Consider the following 18,238-nt stretch of genomic DNA (forward strand, 5'->3'; position numbering starts at 1 on the left):
CGTCGATGACGCGTACGACCGCGAGGAGGCGCACCAAGAGTGCAGGCGAAGCTGAGCACGATGTTCCAGTCCCTACAGGTCCGCAACTACCGGCTCTTCGCATCCGGGCAGCTGATCAAGCTGATCGGCGTCTGGATGATGTTCATCGCCCAGGACTGGCTGGTCCTCGAGCTCTCCGACAACTCCGCCACCGCCCTCGGCGTGGTCACCGCGCTCCAGTTCACCCCGGTGCTGCTGCTCACCCTGCTCTCCGGGCGGCTGGCCGACCGCTACGACAAGCGGATGCTGCTCTTCGTCGCGAACGCGTTCTGGACCGTGCTGGCGCTCGCCATGAGCCTGCTGGTGATCACGGGCCTCGTACAGCTCTGGCACGTCTTCGCGTTCGCGGCCCTGCTCGGCGTCGCCAACGCCGTGGAGACCCCGGTCCGGCAGGCGTTCGTCTCCGAACTGGTGGGCACGTCGCTGCTGCCGAACGCGCTCTCGCTGAACGCGGCGGTGTTCAACTCGGCCCGGATCGTCGGGCCGGCCGTCGCCGGCCTGGCCATCGCCGCCTTCGACGTCGGCCCGGTCTTCATGTTCACCGCGCTCAGCTCGATCGCCCCGCTGGTCACCGTGATCAGGATGCGCCCCGCCGAGCTGTACCGGGAGGCGCTGCCGCCGCGCGACGAGCGGGCTTCGGCCAAGGTGGTCGACGGTCTGCGCTACGTCTGGCGCCGGCCCGACCTGCTGCTGCCCATGGCGGTGATGTCGGTGATCGGCATGTCGTTGTTCAACTTCCAGCTCACCCTCGCCGCGCTGGCCAAGACCGTGTTCCAGACCGGTGCCGCCTCGTTCGGGCTGTTCAGCACCGCCCTGGCGGTCGGGGCGCTGGTCGGGGCGCTCGCCGGCACCGGGCGGCGCAGTCGCCCGTCGGTCTGGCTGGTGCTCGGCGCGGGTGTCGGCTGCGCCATCTTCGGCACGCTGGTGGGGCTCGCCCCGGCGTACTGGATGGTGGTGACCCTGCTGCTGCCGACCGGCTTCTTCATGGTGTTCTTCGCCCAGGCGGCCAACCAGCGGGTGCAGCTCGGCACGGATGCCGCCTTCCGTGGCCGGGTGATGGCCCTCTGGGTGCTGGTCTTCCTCGGCACCAACCCGGTCGGGGCGCCGCTCATCGGCTGGGTCGCCGAGACCTACGGCGCCGGCGCCAGCATCTGGATCGGCGGGCTGATCTCGCTGGCCACCATCCTGATCGCGCTCACCTGGCAGCTGCGCCGCTCCGGCGCCCGGCTGCGCTTCCGCGTCCTGCCGATGCCGCGCTTCTACGTCACCTCCGCCGACTGCTGAGTGTCCCCGCCCGGGGTGGGACGGTCCGTCCCATCCTGCGGATGGCGTGGATGGCACGAAAGCGGTGGCGGTAAGGAGGAAAGAGGCTTAGCGTCGATACGTGGAGCCCGGGCGCGCGCTGCTGCTGATCCTGATCTTCGTCGCCGCGGCCAGCCTGCCGGTGCTGATCGCCGTGGCCTTCTGCGCGGACGAGATCATCGACCGGGTCGCCTGCGCGTACGCGGAGTGGCGGGAGCGCCGCCGGGAACGGCGCACCATCGCCCGGCTGGACCGGGCCGTCGAGGCCGACGCGCTGACCCGCGACATCGACCTCACCGACTTCGACCGGCCCGACCGCCGCCCGCTGGAGGAACTCGCCGCCGACCTGCGTCGTTTACGCGGGCAGGGGGTCGCCTCCGACGGCCGCCAGCCCGTCTGGCACGGCACGATCCTGCGGGCGTACGACGACCGCCTCCGGCTGGCCTGCCGGGCCCTCGGGCTCACCGAGCACCTGACCGAGCTGGAGGGCGTCGACCTGGAGCTGGAACGGGTCCGGGTGGAGGGCCTGCTGCACGCCGCCGGGCTGACCCTGCCCGCCGCCCGGGCCGGCCACCGGCAGCGGCACCGCTGAGGGCGGCGCGTGAGGCTCTTCGTCGCGCTCTACCCGCCACCCGAGGCGGTCACGCACCTCGGCACGCAGGTCGCCCGGCTGCGCGTCGGCGCGGCGGCCGCCGCCGGGACCAACGTCCGGCTCGCCGACCCCGGCAACGCGCACGTCACCCTCGCCTTCCTCGGCGACGTCGAGGCGGACCGGCTGGTCGCCGTGGAGAGCGCGCTCGGGCTGGCCGCCGAGTGGTCCCGCGACGGCCGCCAGGCCGCGCCCCGGCTCCGGCTGGCCGGCGGCGGGCGGTTCGGGCGGGGCCGGTTCACCGTGCTCTGGGTCGACCTGCGGGGCGAGGTGGAGCCGGTGCAGGTGCTGGCCCGGCTGATCCGCTCCCGGCTGCGGCACGGCCGCCTGCCGCACGACGAGAAGCCGTTCCGCCCGCACCTGACGATCGCCCGCCCCGGCGACCGGGTGTCCCCGGCCGACGTGGCCGCCGACGTGGCCACGCTCGACGACTACGAGGGCCCGGAGTGGCCGGCCGGCGAGATGGTGCTCGTGCGCAGCCACCCCGGCCCCCGCCCCACCTACGACCGGCTGGCCGCCTGGCCCCTCTGACGCTCCCGGGTCACCAGGCCCAGGCCTCCGGGCCGGGGCCGCCGTTGCCGACGGGCGGGAAGAGCTCGTCCAGGCGGGAGAGGGTGCCCTCGTCGAGGTCGACGGTCAGGGCGCCCAGGGAACGGTCGAGCTGGTCGGTGGTGCGCGGCCCGATGATCGGAGCGGTCACCCCGGGCCGCGACAGCAGCCAGCCGAGGGCCACGTCCGCCGGGTCGTGACCGAGGTCGCCGCAGAGTTTCTCGTACGCCTCGATGGTGGGTCGGTGCTCGGCGAGCGCGTCGGCGGAGCGGCCGCTGGCGCCGCGTGCGGCCCCGCCCTCGGCCATCTTGCGCAGCACCCCGGCGAGCAGACCGCCGTGCAGCGGCGACCACGGGATGACGCCCAGCCCGTGGTGCTGCGCGGCGGGCACCACCTCCAGCTCGACGTGTCGGGTCATGAGGTTGTAGATGCACTGCTCGGAGACGAGGCCGAGGAAGTGGCGCTTGCCCGCCGCCTCCTGCGCCACGGAGATGTGCCAGCCGGCGAAGTTGGACGACCCGACGTAGAGGACCTTGCCCTGGGCGACCAGGGTCTCCATGGCCTGCCAGATCTCCTCCCACGGGGTGCTCCGCGAGACGTGGTGCATCTGGTAGAGGTCGATGGTGTCGGTCTGGAGGCGGCGCAGCGAATCCTCGCAGGCCCGGACGATGTGCCGCGCGGAGAGGCCCTGCTCGTTGGGCCACTCGCCCATCTTCCCGTAGACCTTGGTGGCCAGCACGACCTTCTCGCGCCGGCCGCCGCCCTGGGCGAACCAGCGCCCGATGATCTGCTCGGTGATCCCCTCGCCGGTCTGCCAGCCGTAGACGTTGGCGGTGTCGAAGAAGTTGATCCCGTGTTCGAGGGCCCGGTCCATGATCGCGAAGCTGTCCGGCTCGGTGGTCTGCGGCCCGAAGTTCATCGTGCCGAGGCAGAGGCGGCTGACGGACAGGCCCGTACGGCCAAGGTTCGTGTACTCCATGACGCCACCCTGCCACGGCGGCACGTCAAGTGCCTCGCGTCGACTCCGGCGACGGGGATCCGTCGCCGGAGTCAGGCGGTCACGAGGACTCGCGGGCCGCCGGGCCGCTGCCGAAGAGCACGTCGTCCCAGCTCGGCAGGCGCTTGCGCGGCTTGCCGCCGGCGTCGGTCGACTCGCCGGCCGCTGCCGAGGGCGCGCCCGTGCGCCGGGGCCGGAGCACCGCCAGCGACGGCACGGCCGGCACCTCCTTGGGCGCGTCGGAGTCGTCGTCGAACGCGGAACCCTGGCCGCCGCCGAGCAGCGCCGCCGCTCCGCCACCGACCGGCCGCTGGCGCGGCGCGTCCTGCCCCGCCAGGGCGGCCGGGCTGCGGGGTTCGAGCCCGCGGCCCGAGGTCGAGCCGAGCGGACGGTCGAGCGAGGCGAGCAGGGCGTCCCGCCCGGCCCGGATCGGGTCGCGGCCGGGACGGCTGTGCTCGGCCGCCGCCGGCAGGCCGTGCCCGCCCCGGGTCGGCTCGCCACGCGACGGGCCGGGCAGCGCGTGGCCGCCCCGCTCCGGCGCCGGCTCCTGGCCGAGGATCGGGGTGGGCCGCTCGGCGCACAGGTATTGCGCCATGTCGTCGTGCGGGCTGACCGCCTGCCGGGTCTTGTCGAGATCCCAGATCGCCTGCGCGGTCGCCTTGCCCGAGGGCCAGGTCGCCACGATCCGCCAGGTGCCGTCGTCGCGGCGCCACGCGTCCCAGGAGATCTTCTCGGTGTCGATCCCGTGCTGGGCCAGCCGGCCGTTGACCACCTCGGCGAGCGGGGTGGGCTTCTCCGCACCCTTGAGCCGGGTGCGGCGGGCGTGCTGGGCGAGCATGGCCCGCTCCTGGAGCACCGGGCCGGCGTAGCGCAGCACCCGGTCGACGGGCACGCCGGCGATGCGGGCGACGTCCTCGGCGGACTCGCCGGAGCGGATCTTGGCCTGGATGTCCCGAGGGGAGAGTGAGGGCACCGGATCGGCGGTCGCCGCCGGGGCCACCGCGAGCGGCGGGGCGCCGGGCTCGGCGTGCAACGCGCCGGCGATCCGCTCGTCGATGGGCAGGGCGAGCAGTCGCCCGACCTCGTCGGCGAGCACCAGGGCCTGGCCGTCCTCGGAGAGGGCGACGAAGCGTACTGGGCGCATGGCGTTGCCTCCGTCCCGCTTCGCTGGCCGTCACGCCACGAGCCGGCCACCCGGGCGTCCTCGCACCACCGTACGCGCATCTGCCCGCAGGTGGGGGATGCGACACCCGCATGTCGCGACTGAGCTGCGACGATGATCACGGTCGGTGGCCGCCGACGCGTCCGGCGGCCACCGACCGTGACGACGATTCAGAGCCGCTCGACCACGTAGTCGATCGACGCGGTCAGCGCCTCGACGTCGGCCGGCTCGACGGCCGGGAAGAGCGCGACGCGGAGCTGGTTGCGGCCCAGCTTGCGGTAGGGCTCCGTGTCCACGATGCCGTTGGCGCGCAGCGCCTTCGCGATCGCGGTCGCGTCGACGGAGTCGGCGAAGTCGATGGTGGCGACCACGTTGGAGCGCAGCGCCGGGTCGGTGACGAACGGCGTCGCCACCTCGGAACGCTCCGCCCAGCCGTACACGATCGCGGCGCTCTCGGCCGTGCGCTTGGCCGCCCAGGCCAGCCCGCCCTGGGAGTTCATCCAGTCGGTCTGCTCGGCGGCCAGGAAGATGGTGGCCAGCGCCGGGGTGTTGTAGGTCTGCTCCAGCCGCGAGTTGTCGATCGCGGTGACCAGGTCGAGGAAGGCGGGGATGTAGCGGCCGGACGCCTTGATCTCGCCGGCCCGCTCGAGTGCGGCCGGGGACATCAGGGCCAGCCACAGGCCGCCGTCGGAGCCGAAGCACTTCTGCGGGGCGAAGTAGTAGACGTCGGTCTCGCCGACGTTGACGTCGAGCCCGCCGGCGCCGGAGGTGGCGTCGACCAGCAGCAGCGAGCCGGGGTCGGCGCCGGCGACCCGGCTGATCGGCACGGCCACACCCGTCGAGGTCTCGTTGTGCGGGGTGGCGTAGACGTCCACCCCGGCCTCGGCGGTCAGGGTCGGCGCGCTGCCGGCCTCCGACTTGCGGACGGTGGGCTCGCCGAGGAACGGGGCGTCCTTGACGGACTTGGCGAACTTCGCGCCGAACTCGCCGAAGCTGGCGAACTGGGCCCGGTCGCGGACCAGGCCGAACGTCGCGACCTCCCAGAACGCCGTGGTGCCGCCGTTACCCAGCACCACCTCGTAGCCCTCGGGGAGGGAGAAGAAGTCGGCGATGCCGCGGCGCAGCCGGGCCACCTCGTCGCGCACGGTCTTCTGCCGGTGCGAGGTGCCCAGGTAGCTGGTCGCCACGTCGGCGAGGGCGGAGACCGCCGCCGGACGGACCTTGGAGGGCCCGCAGCCGAACCTCCCGTCGGCGGGCTTGAGGTCGTCGGGAATCCGGATGGTCGGTGCGTCAGCCACGGTTGTCGAGATCCTTCCGCAGGGGCGAGGGCGGGCCCGGTGTTCAGGCGGGCGCGGATCGAACGGCGGACGCGCGCTCAGGCGCACGACGTGGCCGGGACCCGGGCCCGGTCCGGCGACACTGCCGGCCTTCATCCTCCCACCCGCGCGGGCCGCACCGACCCCTGGTCCCACCAGCGGCGTTGAGGCGTGCACCACAGCCGGCGCGCCGGCCGGGCCCGCGTACGACCGAGGGCCCCTTTCCGTCGACGGGCGACGGGAAGGGGCCCTCGGCGCGCCAATCAGACGCCGTGCGGGATGGCGTCCCAGCCCTCGACGTCGCTGGGCTTGCGGGTGCCCGGGCCGACGTAGCGGGCCGACGGGCGGACCAGCCGCTGGAGCTTCTTCTGCTCCAGGATGTGCGCGCTCCAGCCGCCCATCCGGGCGCAGGTGAACATGGAGGTGAACATGTGCGCCGGCACCTCGGCGAAGTCCAGCACCACGGCGGACCAGAACTCGACGTTGGTGGCGAGCACCCGGTCCGGGCGGCGGGCCTGGAGCTCGGCCAGGGCGGCCTTCTCCAGCGCCTCGGCGATCTCGAAGCGCGGCGCGCCCAGCTCCTTGGCGGTGCGGCGCAGCACCCGGGCCCGCGGGTCCTCGGCCCGGTAGACGCGGTGGCCGAAGCCCATCAGCCGCTCGCCCCGGTCGAGGACGCCCTTGACGTAGCCCTCGGCGTCGCCGCTGCGCTCGACCGCCTCCAGCATGCTGAGCACCCGCGACGGGGCGCCGCCGTGCAGCGGGCCGGAGAGGGCGCCGATGCCGGAGGAGATGCAGGCCGCGGCGTCGGCGCCGGTGGAGGCGACGATCCGGGCGGTGAAGGTGGAGGCGTTCAGGCCGTGCTCGGCGGCCGAGATGAAGTAGGCGTCGACGGCCTTGACGTGCCGGGGGTCGGGCTCGCCGCGCCAGCGCTTCATGAAGCGCTCGACGATGGTGGACGCCTTGTCGATCTCCTTCTGCGGCACGGCCGGCAGGCCCAGGCCGCGCGCCGACTGGGCGACGAAGGAGAGCGCGGTGACCGACACCCGGGCGAGGTCCTCGCGGGCCTGCTCGTCGGAGATGTCGAGCAGCTGGTTGAGACCCCAGTACGGGGCCAGCATCGCGACGGCGGACTGCACGTCCACCCGGATGTCGCCGGAGTGCACCGGCACCGGGAACGGCTCCGCCGGCGGCAGACCCGGGCCGAAGCGCCCGTCGACCAGCAGCGCCCACACGTTGCCGAAGGAGACCTGGCCGATCAGATCCTCGATGTCGACCCCGCGATAGCGCAGCGCGCCGCCCTCGCGGTCGGGTTCGGCGATCTCGGTCTCGAAGGCTACGACGCCCTCCAGTCCGGGTTTGAAATCGGCCATGTCGCTCTCCTGGATCTGCTCGGCGCGCCCGCCCGGGGCTCCGGTCCCGGCCCAGCCGGTCGAGCACCTTAGGCGACCCTCAGGGATGTGTTCGTGACATCTTGCCTGCTGGGTAACCGGATTCGCGACCCACGGCGACTGTGCCGCACACGACATCCCCGCTCCGGGTGGCCCGGAGCGCGTCGGTGACACTGTGCGGTGCGGGCTGGCCTGCGCCGCAGAGGGTGGGCCGGGCCGACGAGGAGGAGGGGGAACGTGACGGGGGACACAGCGCGGCCGGCGGGCATGCGTAACGAGTACGCCGCGGAGCTGGGCCTTTCCGAGGCGGATCTGGCCGCCGACTGGCACGGCCAGTTCGCCCGCTGGTTCGCCGACGCGGTCGCCGCCGGGCTGCCCGAACCGAACGCGATGGTGGTCGGCACCGCCGACGCCGCGGGCCGCCCGAGCGCCCGGACCGTGCTGTTGAAGGGGTACGACCCGGAGGGCTTCGTCTTCTACACCAACCACGAATCCCGCAAGGGCGCCGAGGCGGCCGCCAACCCGTACGCCAGCCTGGTCTTCCCCTGGTTCCCGATGCACCGGCAGGTGACGGTCACCGGCCGGGTCGAGCGGGTCGACCGGGCGGAGACGGAGGCGTACTTCGCCAGCCGGCCGCGCGGCTCCCAGCTCGGCGCCTGGGCCAGCACCCAGTCGCGGGTGATCCCCGGGCGGGCCGTGCTGGACGAGGCGTACCGGGCGGCGGCCGAGCGCTTCGCCGAGGTCGAGCCGGTCCCCGCCCCGCCGTACTGGGGCGGCCTGCGGGTGCGGCCGGACGCGGTGGAGTTCTGGCAGGGCCGGGTCAGCCGGCTGCACGACCGGCTGCGGTTCCGGCGTACCGGGGCCGGGGAGTGGGTCGTGGAACGGCTGGCCCCGTGACCCAGCTCAAGGCCCCCCGGCCGGGCGGGCTGCGCCGCTTCGCGATCGACCTGAGCCCGCTGGCCGTGCCGGCCTACCGGCGGATGTGGCTGGGCAACGGCATCGCGATGTTCGGCATCCAGCTCACCGCGGTCGCCGTGCCGGTGGAGATGTACGCGCTGACCGGCAGCTCGCTCTGGGTCGGCCTGATCGGGATCGCGGCGTTCGTGCCGCTGCTGGTCTTCGGACTCTGGGGCGGCGCACTGGCCGACGCGCACGACCGGCGCAAGGTGCTGCTGGCGACCGCGGCGGTGCTCTGGGTCGCCACGTTCGGCCTGGTGGTGCAGGCGGTGCTCGGCGTCGGCAGCCCGCTGCTGCTGCTCGCCCTGGTGGCGGTGCAGTCGGTCGCCTTCGCGGTCAGCTCGCCCACCCGCAACGCGATCCTGCCCCGGCTGGTGCCGGCGGAGCTGGTGCCGGCGGCGAGCACGCTGAACTTCACCACCCACACGGCCGCCTCGGTGTTCGGCCCGCTGGTCGCCGGCCTGATCTTCGCCTGGTGGGGCACGGACCTGGGCCTGCCCATCGCGTACGCGGCCGACGCGGTGCTCTACACCGTGGCCGTCTGGGCGACCGTGCGGCTGCCGGCCATGCCGCCGGAGCCGGAGCCGGACGCGGGCCCGGCCGCCCCGGGCTCCCCACGGCGGGCCGGGCTGGCCAGCATCGTCGACGGGTTGCGCTACCTGGCGACCACGCCGGTGCTGCTGCTCTCCTTCGTGATCGACCTGATCGCCATGGTGCTGGCGATGCCCCGGGCGCTCTTCCCCGAGATCGCCGAGTCCCGGTTCGGTGGCGGCGCGGCGGTCGGCTGGCTCTACAGCGCGATCGCGGCGGGTGCGATGCTCGGCGGGCTGACCTCCGGCTGGATCGGTCGGTTGCGCCGGCAGGGGCTGGTGCTGGTGGTGGCGGTGGTCGGCTGGGGGCTGGCCGTGGCGGCGGCTGGGCTGGCCGGCCAGCTCTGGCTGATGGTGCTGCTGCTCGCGGTGGCCGGGGCGGCCGACCTGGTCAGCGCGGTGCTGCGGCAGTCGCTGCTGCTGGTCTACGCGCCGGACCGGATGCGCGGGCGGCTCATGGGCGTCAACACGGTGGTCATCGCCGGCGGTCCGCGCCTGGGCGACCTGCGGGCCGGTGCGGTGGCGGCGGGCTTCGGCGGCGGCGTCGCCTGGGTCAGCGGCGGGTTGATCTCGGCGGCGCTCGCGGTGCTGCTCGCGGTGGCGTTCCCGGTGCTGCTGCGCTACCGGGCGGCGGCCCGCTCCGGCGACGACCGGGGGTGACGGGCCCGGTCGGGGCGAGCGACGGCGGGGCGGGAACCGTTAGGGTCCCCCGCATGGACACCCCCGACCAGCGTCCGCCATCGGGCGCGCAGTGGAGCATTTCGGCCGCCGGCCACGAGGCCGTCATCGTGGAGGTGGGCGGCGGGGTCCGGACATACCGGCACGACGGCACCGACCACCTCGACGGGTACGACGCCGACGAGCTCTGCCCCGGCTGTGCCGGGCAGGTGCTGGCCCCTTGGCCGAACCGGATCCGCGACGGGCGCTACACCTTCGGCGAGCGGTCGTTGCAGCTCACGCTCAGCGAGCCGGACCGGGGCGTGGCCATCCACGGGCTGGTCAACTGGGTGCCGTGGCGGCTGGTGGAGCAGTCGTCCGACGCGGTGACCGTCGGCTACGACCTGCCGCCGCAGCCGGGCTACCCGTGGCCGCTGCGGCTGCGTACCCGGTGGAGCGTCGGGCCGGACGGCCTGCGCGCGGAGCACGAGGCGACGAACCTCGGCGACGAGCCGGCGCCGTTCGGCTTCGCGGTGCACCCGTACCTGCGGGTGCCCGGGGTGGCGGTGGACGACCTGTCGATGCGGCTGCCCGCCCGGAAGCGGCTGCACGTGGACGGCAGGCTGCTGCCGATCGGCGTCACCCCGGTCGAGGGCACCGAGTACGACTGGACCAGCCCCCGCCGCATCGGCGGCGCCCAGCTCGACCTCTGCTTCGGCGACGTGGTGCGCGACGAGGACGGCGGTTCGGTGGTCAGCCTGGCCGCCCCGGACGGCGCGGCGGGCGTACGGATCTGGGCGGACCGGGAGTTCGGCTGGTGGCAGGTGTTCACCGGCGACGCCCTGCCCGGGGAGCGGCGGCGCCGGTCGGTGGCGGTGGAGCCGATGACCTGCCCGCCGGACGCGTTCCGCTCTGGCCGGGACGTGATCACCCTGAAGCCGGGCGCGACCTGGCGGGGTGTCTGGGGCGTACGGCCCGGGGTCTGAGCGGGGGAGCGCATGGAGTTCAGCGAGGTGGTCCGGCGGCGCCGGATGGTGCGCAACTACGACCCGGACCGTCCCGTCCCGCCCGACGTGGTGGAGCGGCTGCTCGACCACGCGGTCCGCGCGCCGTCGGCCGGCTTCGCCCAGGGCTGGGGTTTCCTGGTGCTGGAGGCGCGGGAGGACCGGGAGCGGTTCTGGACGGCGACCACCCCGGGCGGCGGCGGCCGGGAGCGGTGGCTGGCGGGGATGCGGCGGGCGCCGCTGATCGTCGTCCCGCACGCGAACCGGTCGGCCTACCTGGAGCGGTACGCGGAACCCGACAAGGGCTGGGCGGACCGATCGACGGAGCGCTGGCCGGTGCCCTACTGGTACGTGGACACCGGCTTCGCCGCCCTGCTGATGCTGCTGACCGCCGTGGACGAGGGGCTGGGGGCGTGCTTCTTCGGCATCCCCGCCCAGCGCCTCGACGCGTACCGGGAGGCGTTCGGGGTGCCGGCGGAGTACGAGCCCGTCGGTGCCGTCACGGTGGGTTATCGTGCGCCCGACCACCGGTCACCGTCGCTGCGCCGGGGGCGCCGACCGGTGGCCGAGGTCGTCCGGCGGGGACGGTGGAGCTAGACCGGCGGCGGATGACCCGTCGGACGCGCCGTCCGGTGGCGAACCGGACGGCGGGTAGTGAAACTGACATCAGGGAGCAGAACGCGGCGTGGTGCAGGCGGCTACGCTGGCACGGTCATCGGTGCCGGGGGTCGTGGTGCCGCGCCGCGACCCGACCCGGTGTCGTGGGTCGGCCCGGCCAGGGGGAGGGGAGCGTGCCGTCGTGATCTTCAGAGCGGTCCGGGACGGGCGTCCCTATCCGGAGCACAACCTGACGCTCAAGCAGTGGGCGGAGATTCCGCCGAGGCCGCTGCGCCTGGATCAGTTGATCACCACCAAGCGCGAGTTGGCGCTGGACAAGCTCCTCGCCGAGGACTCCACCTTCTACGGCGACCTCTTCCCGCACGTGGTGCAGTGGAACGGCGGGCTCTACCTGGAGGACGGGCTGCACCGCGCCCTGCGCGCGGCGCTCCAGCAGCGCAACCAGATCCACGCCCGAGTGCTCGTCCTCTCCGGCCCGATCGAGTGAGCGCGGGACGCCGGCTGTCCGACCCGTCCTGACCTGCGGTTCTGTCGGATCGGCGCGGCGGTGCGTCCTTCGCCGAGCGGGTGTCGCACAGGAGCCGTACCGTCATCCTCAGACGACGTGTCTGACGAGGACGGTGAGGGCCATGGCCCGCGACGGTGACATCAACGAGCCCACGAGGGAGTTCCCCGGTTATCCGACCGGCGAGGCGCTCAAGGAGCGCTCGGCTGTCACAACCGAGCCGGAGCAGGGTGCGCCACCGCCCGGGGGCGGGCCCGCCCGGGGCCTGCTCTGGGTGCTCGGCGCGGCGGCGCTGGCGGTGGTGGTGCTGCTCGGCGTGCAGGCCACCGGCCTGCTGCCGGACTTCCGCAACCCCTTCGCCAAGGAGCAGACCGACCGCAGCCAGCCGCCGCTGCTCAAGTCGATCCAGGATCTCAGCCGCTACGTCGCGGCCGAGGGCAACTTCCAGGTGGTCGTCGACCTCCAGAACGACCGGCGCAACGTGCCCGACTGGCTGCTCAGCCAGCGCACCCTCTTCGTCGGCGCGGGCAGCGTCGAGGCGTACGTGGACTTCGCCAAGATCTCCGAGGGCGCGGTGGTCGAGTCGGCCGACGGCAAGTCGGTGGAGATCAGGCTGCCGGCGCCGCAGCTCGCCAAGACCAACCTCGACCTGGAGAAGAGCTACGTCTTCGCCGAGGAGCGCGGGCTGCTCAACCGGGTCGGCGAGCTGGTCAAGGGCGACCCCAACCGCCAGCAGCAGGTCTACCAGCTCGCCGAGGAGCGGATCACCACCGCCGCCCGCGACAGCGGCCTGACCCAGCGGGCCGAGGAGAACACCCGCAAGATGCTGGAGGGGCTGCTCCGCTCCCTCGGCTACGAGAAGGTGACGGTCACCTACACCGCCCCGTGACGCGGGCCGCCACGGACGCGACGGCGCCCGCCCCGTTGGTCGGGACGGGCGCCTCGTGCCTGCCTGTGGATCGGGCGGGGCGGGTGGGCTCAGTAGCGGGTGGCGGCGTGGCGGTCCTCGTTCGGCATCAGGACCCAGAGCACCAGGTAGACGACCACCTGGGTGCCGGGCAGCAGCAGCGACAGCAGGAACAGCAGCCGGATGAAGCCGGCCGACCTGCCGAAACGCTGGGCCAGGCCGGCGCAGACGCCGGCGAGCATGCGCCCCTGGCGGGGGCGGACCAGTTTGCGACTCATCGTCGTACTCCCACTCTGCGGCGTTCGCCGCCTCTGCCCTCAACGGTAGGAAGGGGTGGTCACCGCGCCCTCGGTCGCGAGGAGGAGCGGCGGCGCCCTTACCCGTAGGTGGTTACCCGGGAACCGGCCCCGCGACGCCCCCGGTCCGCCGGCTCCCGACGGCCGGTCGCGAACGACGGGCGGGCGCTGACCTGGGCGGGTAGGCTCGCCGGTCGGGCACCCCCACCCCGGGTGCCGGACGGCCGCCCCGACCGGGCCGGCCACGACCGTGCCGGAGACCCACGAGGTACGACGGCGAGGAAGTGCAGCCATGATCAGTGTTTTCGATCTGTTCAGTGTCGGTATCGGGCCGTCCAGTTCCCACACGGTGGGGCCGATGCGGGCGGCTCGTACGTTCGTTGCGGGGTTGAAGGCTGACGGGTTGTTGGCCGGGACGGCCCGGGTGCGGGCGGAGTTGTTCGGGTCGTTGGGTGCGACGGGGCATGGTCACGGTAGTGATCGGGCGGTGTTGCTGGGGTTGGCTGGTGAGGCTCCGGAGTCGGTCGACACGGACGCGGTCGACGCGCGGATCACCCGGATCCGCGCGGAGCGGCGGCTGGGCCTGCTCGACGCGCACGAGGTCGACTTCGATGTGGATCGGGATCTGGTGTTGCACCGGCGTCGGTCGTTGCCGTTTCATCCGAATGGGATGACGTTCGTCGCGTACGACGACGCGGGTGTCGAGGTGCGGGTGCGGACGTACTACTCGGTCGGCGGCGGTTTCGTGGTGGACGAGGCGGCGGCCGGGGCGGACCGGATCAAGCCTGACAGCACGCGGGTGCGGTATCCGTTCCTGACCGGTGCGCAGTTGCTCGGTGTGACCGCGTCGACGGGGCTGTCGATCAGTGGGGTGATGCTGGCCAACGAGCTTTCCTGGCGCGGTGAGGGCGAGGTGCGTGCCGGCCTGTTGGAGATCTGGCGGGTGATGCGCGAGTGCGTCGAGCGGGGTTGCTCGCGTGACGGGGTGCTGCCGGGTGGGTTGCGGGTGCGTCGCCGCGCGGCCGAGTTGCGTCGCAGTCTGGAGACGGAGTCCGACCCGGCCGATGCGTTGCGGGCGATGGACTGGGTGACGCTGTTCGCTCTGGCGGTGAATGAGGAGAACGCGGCCGGCGGGCGGGTGGTGACGGCGCCGACGAACGGGGCGGCGGGGATCATTCCGGCGGTGCTGCACTACTACACCCGGTTTGTGCCGGGTGCCTGCGAGGAGGGGGTGGTGCGGTTCCTGTTGGCGGCGGGTGCGATCGGGGTGTTGTTCAAGGAGAACGCGTCGATCTCGGGTGCGGAGGTGGGCTGTCAGGGTGAGGTGGGTTCGGCCTGTTCGATGGCGGCCGCGGGGTTGGCTGAGGCGTTGGGTGGTACGCCGGAGCAGGTGGAGAACGCCGCGGAGATCGGTATGGAGCACAACCTGGGGTTGACGTGTGATCCGGTTGGTGGTCTGGTGCAGATCCCCTGCATCGAGCGCAACGCGGTGGCTAGCATCAAGGCGATCACGGCTGCCCGGTTGGCGTTGCGTGGTGACGGGGTGCACCACGTCTCGTTGGACAAGGTCATCAAGACGATGCGCGAGACCGGCGCGGACATGAAGGTCAAGTACAAGGAGACGGCGCGCGGCGGACTGGCCGTCAACGTGATCGAGTGCTGAGGGGGCGTTCGTTCATCGACTGCTAGCCTGTCGTCCGTCCGGTCAGGCGGGAGGCGGCGGTGACCTCTGGCGTCGCGGCGTTGTGGTCGCACCGCACCTCGCTGCGCATCCTCGTCAGGCGCGACCTCGCCGTGAAGTACCAGCAGTCCGTGCTCGGGTACCTCTGGTCGCTGATCGAGCCCCTCGGCCTGGGGGCGATCTACTGGTTCGTCTTCGGCGTCCTCTACTCGCGGGACACCAACCGCCACCTCGGCGACGCGGCCGACTCGTATCCGCTGTTCCTGCTCACCGGGATCTTCGCCTGGATGTGGACCAGTTCGGCGCTGAGCGAGGCCACCAACGCGCTGACCGGTCAGGCCCGGCTGATCACGACGATGAACCTGCCCCGGCAGGTCTTCCCCATCGGCCGGGTCGCCGGCCGCTTCGCCGAGTACGCCGCCGGCCTGCCGATCCTCGTCGCCGTCGCCGTCGGGTACGCCGCGTCCGGGCGGGTCGAGCCGGGCTGGTCGCTGCTGGCCCTGCCGCTGGCGGTGGCGGTGCAGGGCGCCCTGCTGGTCGGGCTGGCCCTGCTGCTCTCGGCGGTCAACGTGCTGATGCGCGACGTCGAGCGCTTCATGCGGCTAGTCGTCCGGGTGCTCTTCTACGCCACCCCGATCATCTATCCGCTGAGCCTCGTACGCGACGCCGACCTGCCGGGCTGGCTGAAGGCCGCGTACGAGTTGAACCCGCTGGTCGGCATCTTCCAGCTGCACCACGCGGTCTGGTACCCCGACGAGTTCCCGGACGCCCGGCTGCTCGCCACCGCCGTCGGCGTCAGCCTGCTGGTGCTGGTCGCCGGCTGGTGGTCGTTCCGTCGGCTCGAACCCGCCGTGCTCAAGGAACTGTAGGGATGGCCGAGGCGATCATCGAGGCGGACCGGCTCGGCATCCGGTTCGTCCGCAACCGGCGGCGGCAGTTGCGGCTGCGGGAGCTGTTCATCCACCGGGGGCGGCGCGGCGCCGACGACGGCCGGTTCTGGCCGCTGCGGGACGTGACGTTCTCGGTGGGCGCCGGGGAGACCGTCGGGGTGGTCGGGCGCAACGGCACCGGCAAGAGCACGCTGCTGCGGCTGATCGCCGGCGTGCTCATCCCCGACGAGGGCCGGATCCGGGTACGCGGGGACGTCGCGCCGCTGCTGGAGCTCTCCGCCGGGTTCTCCAGCGACCTGACCGGGCGGGAGAACCTCTACCTGGTCGGCGGCCTGCACGGGCTGCCGTCGGGCTATCTGCGCCGGCACTTCGACGACATCGTCTCGTTCGCCGGTGAGCAGGTGGAGCGGGCCGTCGACACGTCGGTGCGGCACTACTCGTCCGGCATGAAGGTCCGCCTCGGCTTCGCCATCATCTCGCACCTGCCGCACCCGATCCTGCTGATGGACGAGGTGACCGCGGTCGGGGACGAGGAGTTCCGCAAGAAGTGTTATGCGACGATCGACCGTCTGCTCGGGGAGGGGCGCACTCTGGTGCTGGTGTCACACAACGAAAAGGACCTGACCCGGTTCTGCCGTCGGGGGTTGTACCTCGACGGGGGCCGGGTGGGCGTCGACGGCACGATCGCCGAGGCGCTGCACGCGTACCACGCCGCGGTTCCGCGGTGACGCTCGCGATCGTGCTCGCCGCCGACGCCCCGGCCGCGAGCCTGCCGACCCGCTCGGGCGAGCCCCTCGCCGACCGGCTGGCCGACCAGCTCCGGCGCGCCGGGGCGGACGAGGTGCGCCACGTCGCCGACCTGGACGAGCTGGCCGCCCTGGCCGACGCGGCCACCGGACCGGTGCTCGTGACCGGCGCCGACCTGGTCGCGCACACCGCCGTCCTGCGGCACCTGGCCACCAGCCCCGTCGGGCCGACGGTGGCGCTGGTGCTCACCGACCCGCCCGGCGAGGGCCGCACGGCCGTGCGCGAGGAGCGCGGCCAGGTGGTCGGTGCCGGGCCACCGGAGGCGTTGGACGGCGAGGCCACCGGCGTCTTCGGCGGCGCGCTGCGGGTCGGCGTCGACGACCTGCCGTCGCTCGCCGCCGCCGCGCGCGCGGTCGCCGCCGGGGTGGTCCCCGCCGCCGCACCGTCGGCCGCCGCGCCGGCCGGGCCCGCCGTGGACCGGCTCTTCGCGGGCCTCACCGGGCTCGGCACGCTGACCTTCGCCCAACGCGTACGCCTGCTCGTCGCGCACCGGGTGGCCGACCCCTCGGGGCTGGCCGCCGCGGAGGCGGCCGTGGCCGCCGTCGACGAGGACCGGGCCGAGCTGAAGCTCTCGGTGAAGGAGCGCGACGACTTCTTCACCACGTTCTTCGTCAGCACCTGGTCGCCGTACGTGACGAAGGCGTCGGCGAAGCTCGGGCTCGGTCCCACCGCCGTCACGATGATCTCGGTGGCCTTCGCGGTGGCCGCCGCCGTGCTCTTCGGCACGGGCGGCCGGCTGGCGCTGGTCGCGGGTGCGGTGCTGCTCTACCTCGGCTTCGTGCTCGACTGCGTGGACGGCCAGCTCGCCCGCTACACCCGGCACTTCAGCGCCTGGGGCGGTTGGCTGGACACCATGGCCGACCGCGCCAAGGAGTACGTGGTCTACGCCGGCCTCGGCTACGGGGCCACCCAGGCCGGTTTCCGGTACGGCTGGGCGCTGGCGATCGCCGCCATCACCCTCCAGACCGTCCGGCACATGACCGACACCTGGTACGGCGTGCTGCACGACGAGGCGGCCCGCCGGCCGAAGGCGGTCGGCACCTCCGGCGGTGGCATCGGCGACAAGCTGAACGCCGCCTCCAACCGGGTGCAGGCCGACACGGGCTCGGTGTCGTACTGGCTGAAGCGGACGGTGGTCTTCCCGATCGGGGAGCGGTGGGCGCTGATCGCGATCACCGTGGCGCTGTTCGGCCCGCTGGTCAGCCTGTACGCGGTGCTGGCCTGGGGGGTGCTGGCGTTCGCGTACACCGGGGCGCTGCGGACGCTGCGGGCCCGCTGGATGTGGGTGCCGGTGCTGGACACGGTCGACGCCACCCTGCACCGCGACGACGGGCCGCTGGCCCGGGTCCTGCCGGTGCTCCGCCCGGTGGGCCCGCTGACGCTGGCGGTCGGCGCGGTGCTGGGCCCGGCGGCGCTGCTGGTGGCGGCGCTGCTGACCCGCGACGGGGCGGAGGGCCTGCGGTGGGCGGTGCCGGCCGCGCTGGTGGTGCTGCTGGCTGCCGGTCTCGGCGCCGGCGCGGCGCACAACGGGCCGCTGGACTGGCTGGTGCCGGCCGCGCTGCGGGCGGGCGAGTACCTGTTCGCCATCGCGGTCGGGGTGGTCGGCGGCGTGCCGCCGTGGTTGATCTTCGGGTACGTCTTCGTGCTGACCCTGCACCACTACGACCTGACCGCGCGGCTGGAGAAGCGGCAGTCGGCCCCGCCGCTGCACGGCGTCACGCTGGGCTGGGAGGGCCGTTCGGTGCTCCTGGCCCTGGCGGCGATCGTCGGTTTTGCAGGTATCGGGATGGCTACACTCGGTACGTACCTTCTCGTGGTTTTTGTGGGGAGTGTCGCCCTCGCCTGGGTGGTCCTGCCCGCCCGCGCCGCGCGGGCGTCGGTGGGCCTGGTCGGCGCGGGAGGTCGCTCGCCGGGCTGACGGAGG

General features: G+C 73.4%; 18 protein-coding genes. 13 read left to right on the plus strand and 5 right to left on the minus strand.

All coding sequences use genetic code 11. The features are described 5' to 3' along the window. Positions 1–39: 39 nt before the first annotated feature. From CLT72_RS25085 to thpR, 3 genes are all read left to right on the plus strand, one after another. A complete protein-coding gene (locus CLT72_RS25085) occupies positions 40–1,323 on the plus strand; it encodes an MFS transporter (RefSeq protein ID WP_101413866.1) in 1,284 nt (427 codons plus the stop codon). Between the two features lie 100 nt (positions 1,324–1,423). After that, the gene (locus tag CLT72_RS25090; protein ID WP_101413867.1) at positions 1,424–1,933 is read left to right on the plus strand and encodes a hypothetical protein; all 510 of its coding nucleotides are present in this window, start codon (positions 1,424–1,426) and stop codon (positions 1,931–1,933) included. Positions 1,934–1,942: 9 nt separating this feature from the next. Then, a complete protein-coding gene (thpR, locus tag CLT72_RS25095) occupies positions 1,943–2,521 on the plus strand; it encodes an RNA 2',3'-cyclic phosphodiesterase (protein ID WP_101413868.1) in 579 nt (192 codons plus the stop codon). A 10-nt stretch (positions 2,522–2,531) separates the two neighbouring features. On the opposite strand, the gene CLT72_RS25100 is transcribed toward thpR, so the two are convergent. The 4 genes from CLT72_RS25100 to CLT72_RS25115 form a co-directional block, all read right to left on the minus strand. Then, entirely contained in the window at positions 2,532–3,518 is a 987-nt protein-coding gene (locus tag CLT72_RS25100; protein WP_101413869.1) for an aldo/keto reductase, read from the minus strand. A gap of 79 nt (positions 3,519–3,597) precedes the next feature. Continuing rightward, on the minus strand, positions 3,598–4,680 hold the full coding sequence (gene sepH, locus CLT72_RS25105; RefSeq protein WP_101413870.1) for a septation protein SepH: 1,083 nt from the start codon (positions 4,678–4,680) through the stop codon (positions 3,598–3,600). A 188-nt stretch (positions 4,681–4,868) separates the two neighbouring features. Further along, complete coding sequence (gene serC, locus CLT72_RS25110) at positions 4,869–5,996, minus strand: phosphoserine transaminase (RefSeq protein ID WP_089002316.1); 1,128 nt, start codon at positions 5,994–5,996, stop codon at positions 4,869–4,871. A 281-nt stretch (positions 5,997–6,277) separates the two neighbouring features. Beyond that, on the minus strand, positions 6,278–7,384 hold the full coding sequence (locus CLT72_RS25115; RefSeq protein ID WP_089002315.1) for a citrate synthase 2: 1,107 nt from the start codon (positions 7,382–7,384) through the stop codon (positions 6,278–6,280). A 285-nt stretch (positions 7,385–7,669) separates the two neighbouring features. Between CLT72_RS25115 and pdxH the strand changes: the two genes are divergently transcribed. From pdxH to CLT72_RS25145, 6 genes are all read left to right on the plus strand, one after another. Next, positions 7,670–8,299, plus strand: coding sequence for a pyridoxamine 5'-phosphate oxidase (pdxH, locus tag CLT72_RS25120; RefSeq protein ID WP_101413871.1), 630 nt, complete (start codon positions 7,670–7,672; stop codon positions 8,297–8,299). Continuing rightward, positions 8,296–9,609, plus strand: coding sequence for an MFS transporter (locus tag CLT72_RS25125; RefSeq protein WP_101413872.1), 1,314 nt, complete (start codon positions 8,296–8,298; stop codon positions 9,607–9,609). Before pdxH ends, CLT72_RS25125 begins: the two co-directional genes overlap by 4 nt. Before the next feature lie 53 nt (positions 9,610–9,662). Continuing rightward, positions 9,663–10,592: an aldose 1-epimerase family protein gene (locus CLT72_RS25130; RefSeq protein ID WP_101413873.1), complete on the plus strand. Its 930-nt coding sequence runs from the start codon at positions 9,663–9,665 to the stop codon at positions 10,590–10,592. Positions 10,593–10,604: 12 nt separating this feature from the next. Beyond that, a complete protein-coding gene (locus tag CLT72_RS25135; protein WP_101413874.1) occupies positions 10,605–11,207 on the plus strand; it encodes a nitroreductase family protein in 603 nt (200 codons plus the stop codon). Positions 11,208–11,409: 202 nt separating this feature from the next. Continuing rightward, on the plus strand, positions 11,410–11,715 hold the full coding sequence (locus tag CLT72_RS25140; protein ID WP_089002310.1) for a type II toxin-antitoxin system VapB family antitoxin: 306 nt from the start codon (positions 11,410–11,412) through the stop codon (positions 11,713–11,715). A 142-nt stretch (positions 11,716–11,857) separates the two neighbouring features. Further along, positions 11,858–12,622: a DUF4230 domain-containing protein gene (locus tag CLT72_RS25145; RefSeq protein WP_101413875.1), complete on the plus strand. Its 765-nt coding sequence runs from the start codon at positions 11,858–11,860 to the stop codon at positions 12,620–12,622. An 89-nt stretch (positions 12,623–12,711) separates the two neighbouring features. Here CLT72_RS25145 and CLT72_RS25150 read toward each other — a convergent pair whose 3' ends face one another. After that, the gene (locus CLT72_RS25150; RefSeq protein ID WP_089002308.1) at positions 12,712–12,918 is read right to left on the minus strand and encodes a PspC domain-containing protein; all 207 of its coding nucleotides are present in this window, start codon (positions 12,916–12,918) and stop codon (positions 12,712–12,714) included. Positions 12,919–13,228: 310 nt separating this feature from the next. Between CLT72_RS25150 and CLT72_RS25155 the strand changes: the two genes are divergently transcribed. Genes CLT72_RS25155 through CLT72_RS25170 form a run of 4 tightly spaced genes read left to right on the plus strand, consistent with a single transcriptional unit; the run spans position 13,229 to position 18,232 of the window. Next, entirely contained in the window at positions 13,229–14,599 is a 1,371-nt protein-coding gene (locus tag CLT72_RS25155; RefSeq protein ID WP_101413876.1) for an L-serine ammonia-lyase, read from the plus strand. Between the two features lie 59 nt (positions 14,600–14,658). Continuing rightward, on the plus strand, positions 14,659–15,486 hold the full coding sequence (locus CLT72_RS25160; RefSeq protein WP_101413877.1) for an ABC transporter permease: 828 nt from the start codon (positions 14,659–14,661) through the stop codon (positions 15,484–15,486). A 2-nt stretch (positions 15,487–15,488) separates the two neighbouring features. Then, on the plus strand, positions 15,489–16,235 hold the full coding sequence (locus tag CLT72_RS25165) for an ABC transporter ATP-binding protein (protein ID WP_101413878.1): 747 nt from the start codon (positions 15,489–15,491) through the stop codon (positions 16,233–16,235). Beyond that, positions 16,232–18,232 carry a DUF5941 domain-containing protein gene (locus CLT72_RS25170; RefSeq protein ID WP_101413879.1) on the plus strand — a complete coding sequence of 667 codons (2,001 nt, stop codon included), beginning with the start codon at positions 16,232–16,234 and terminating at the stop codon, positions 18,230–18,232. Before CLT72_RS25165 ends, CLT72_RS25170 begins: the two co-directional genes overlap by 4 nt. Positions 18,233–18,238 lie beyond the last annotated feature (6 nt).

The organism is Micromonospora sp. CNZ309 (assembly GCF_002846525.1).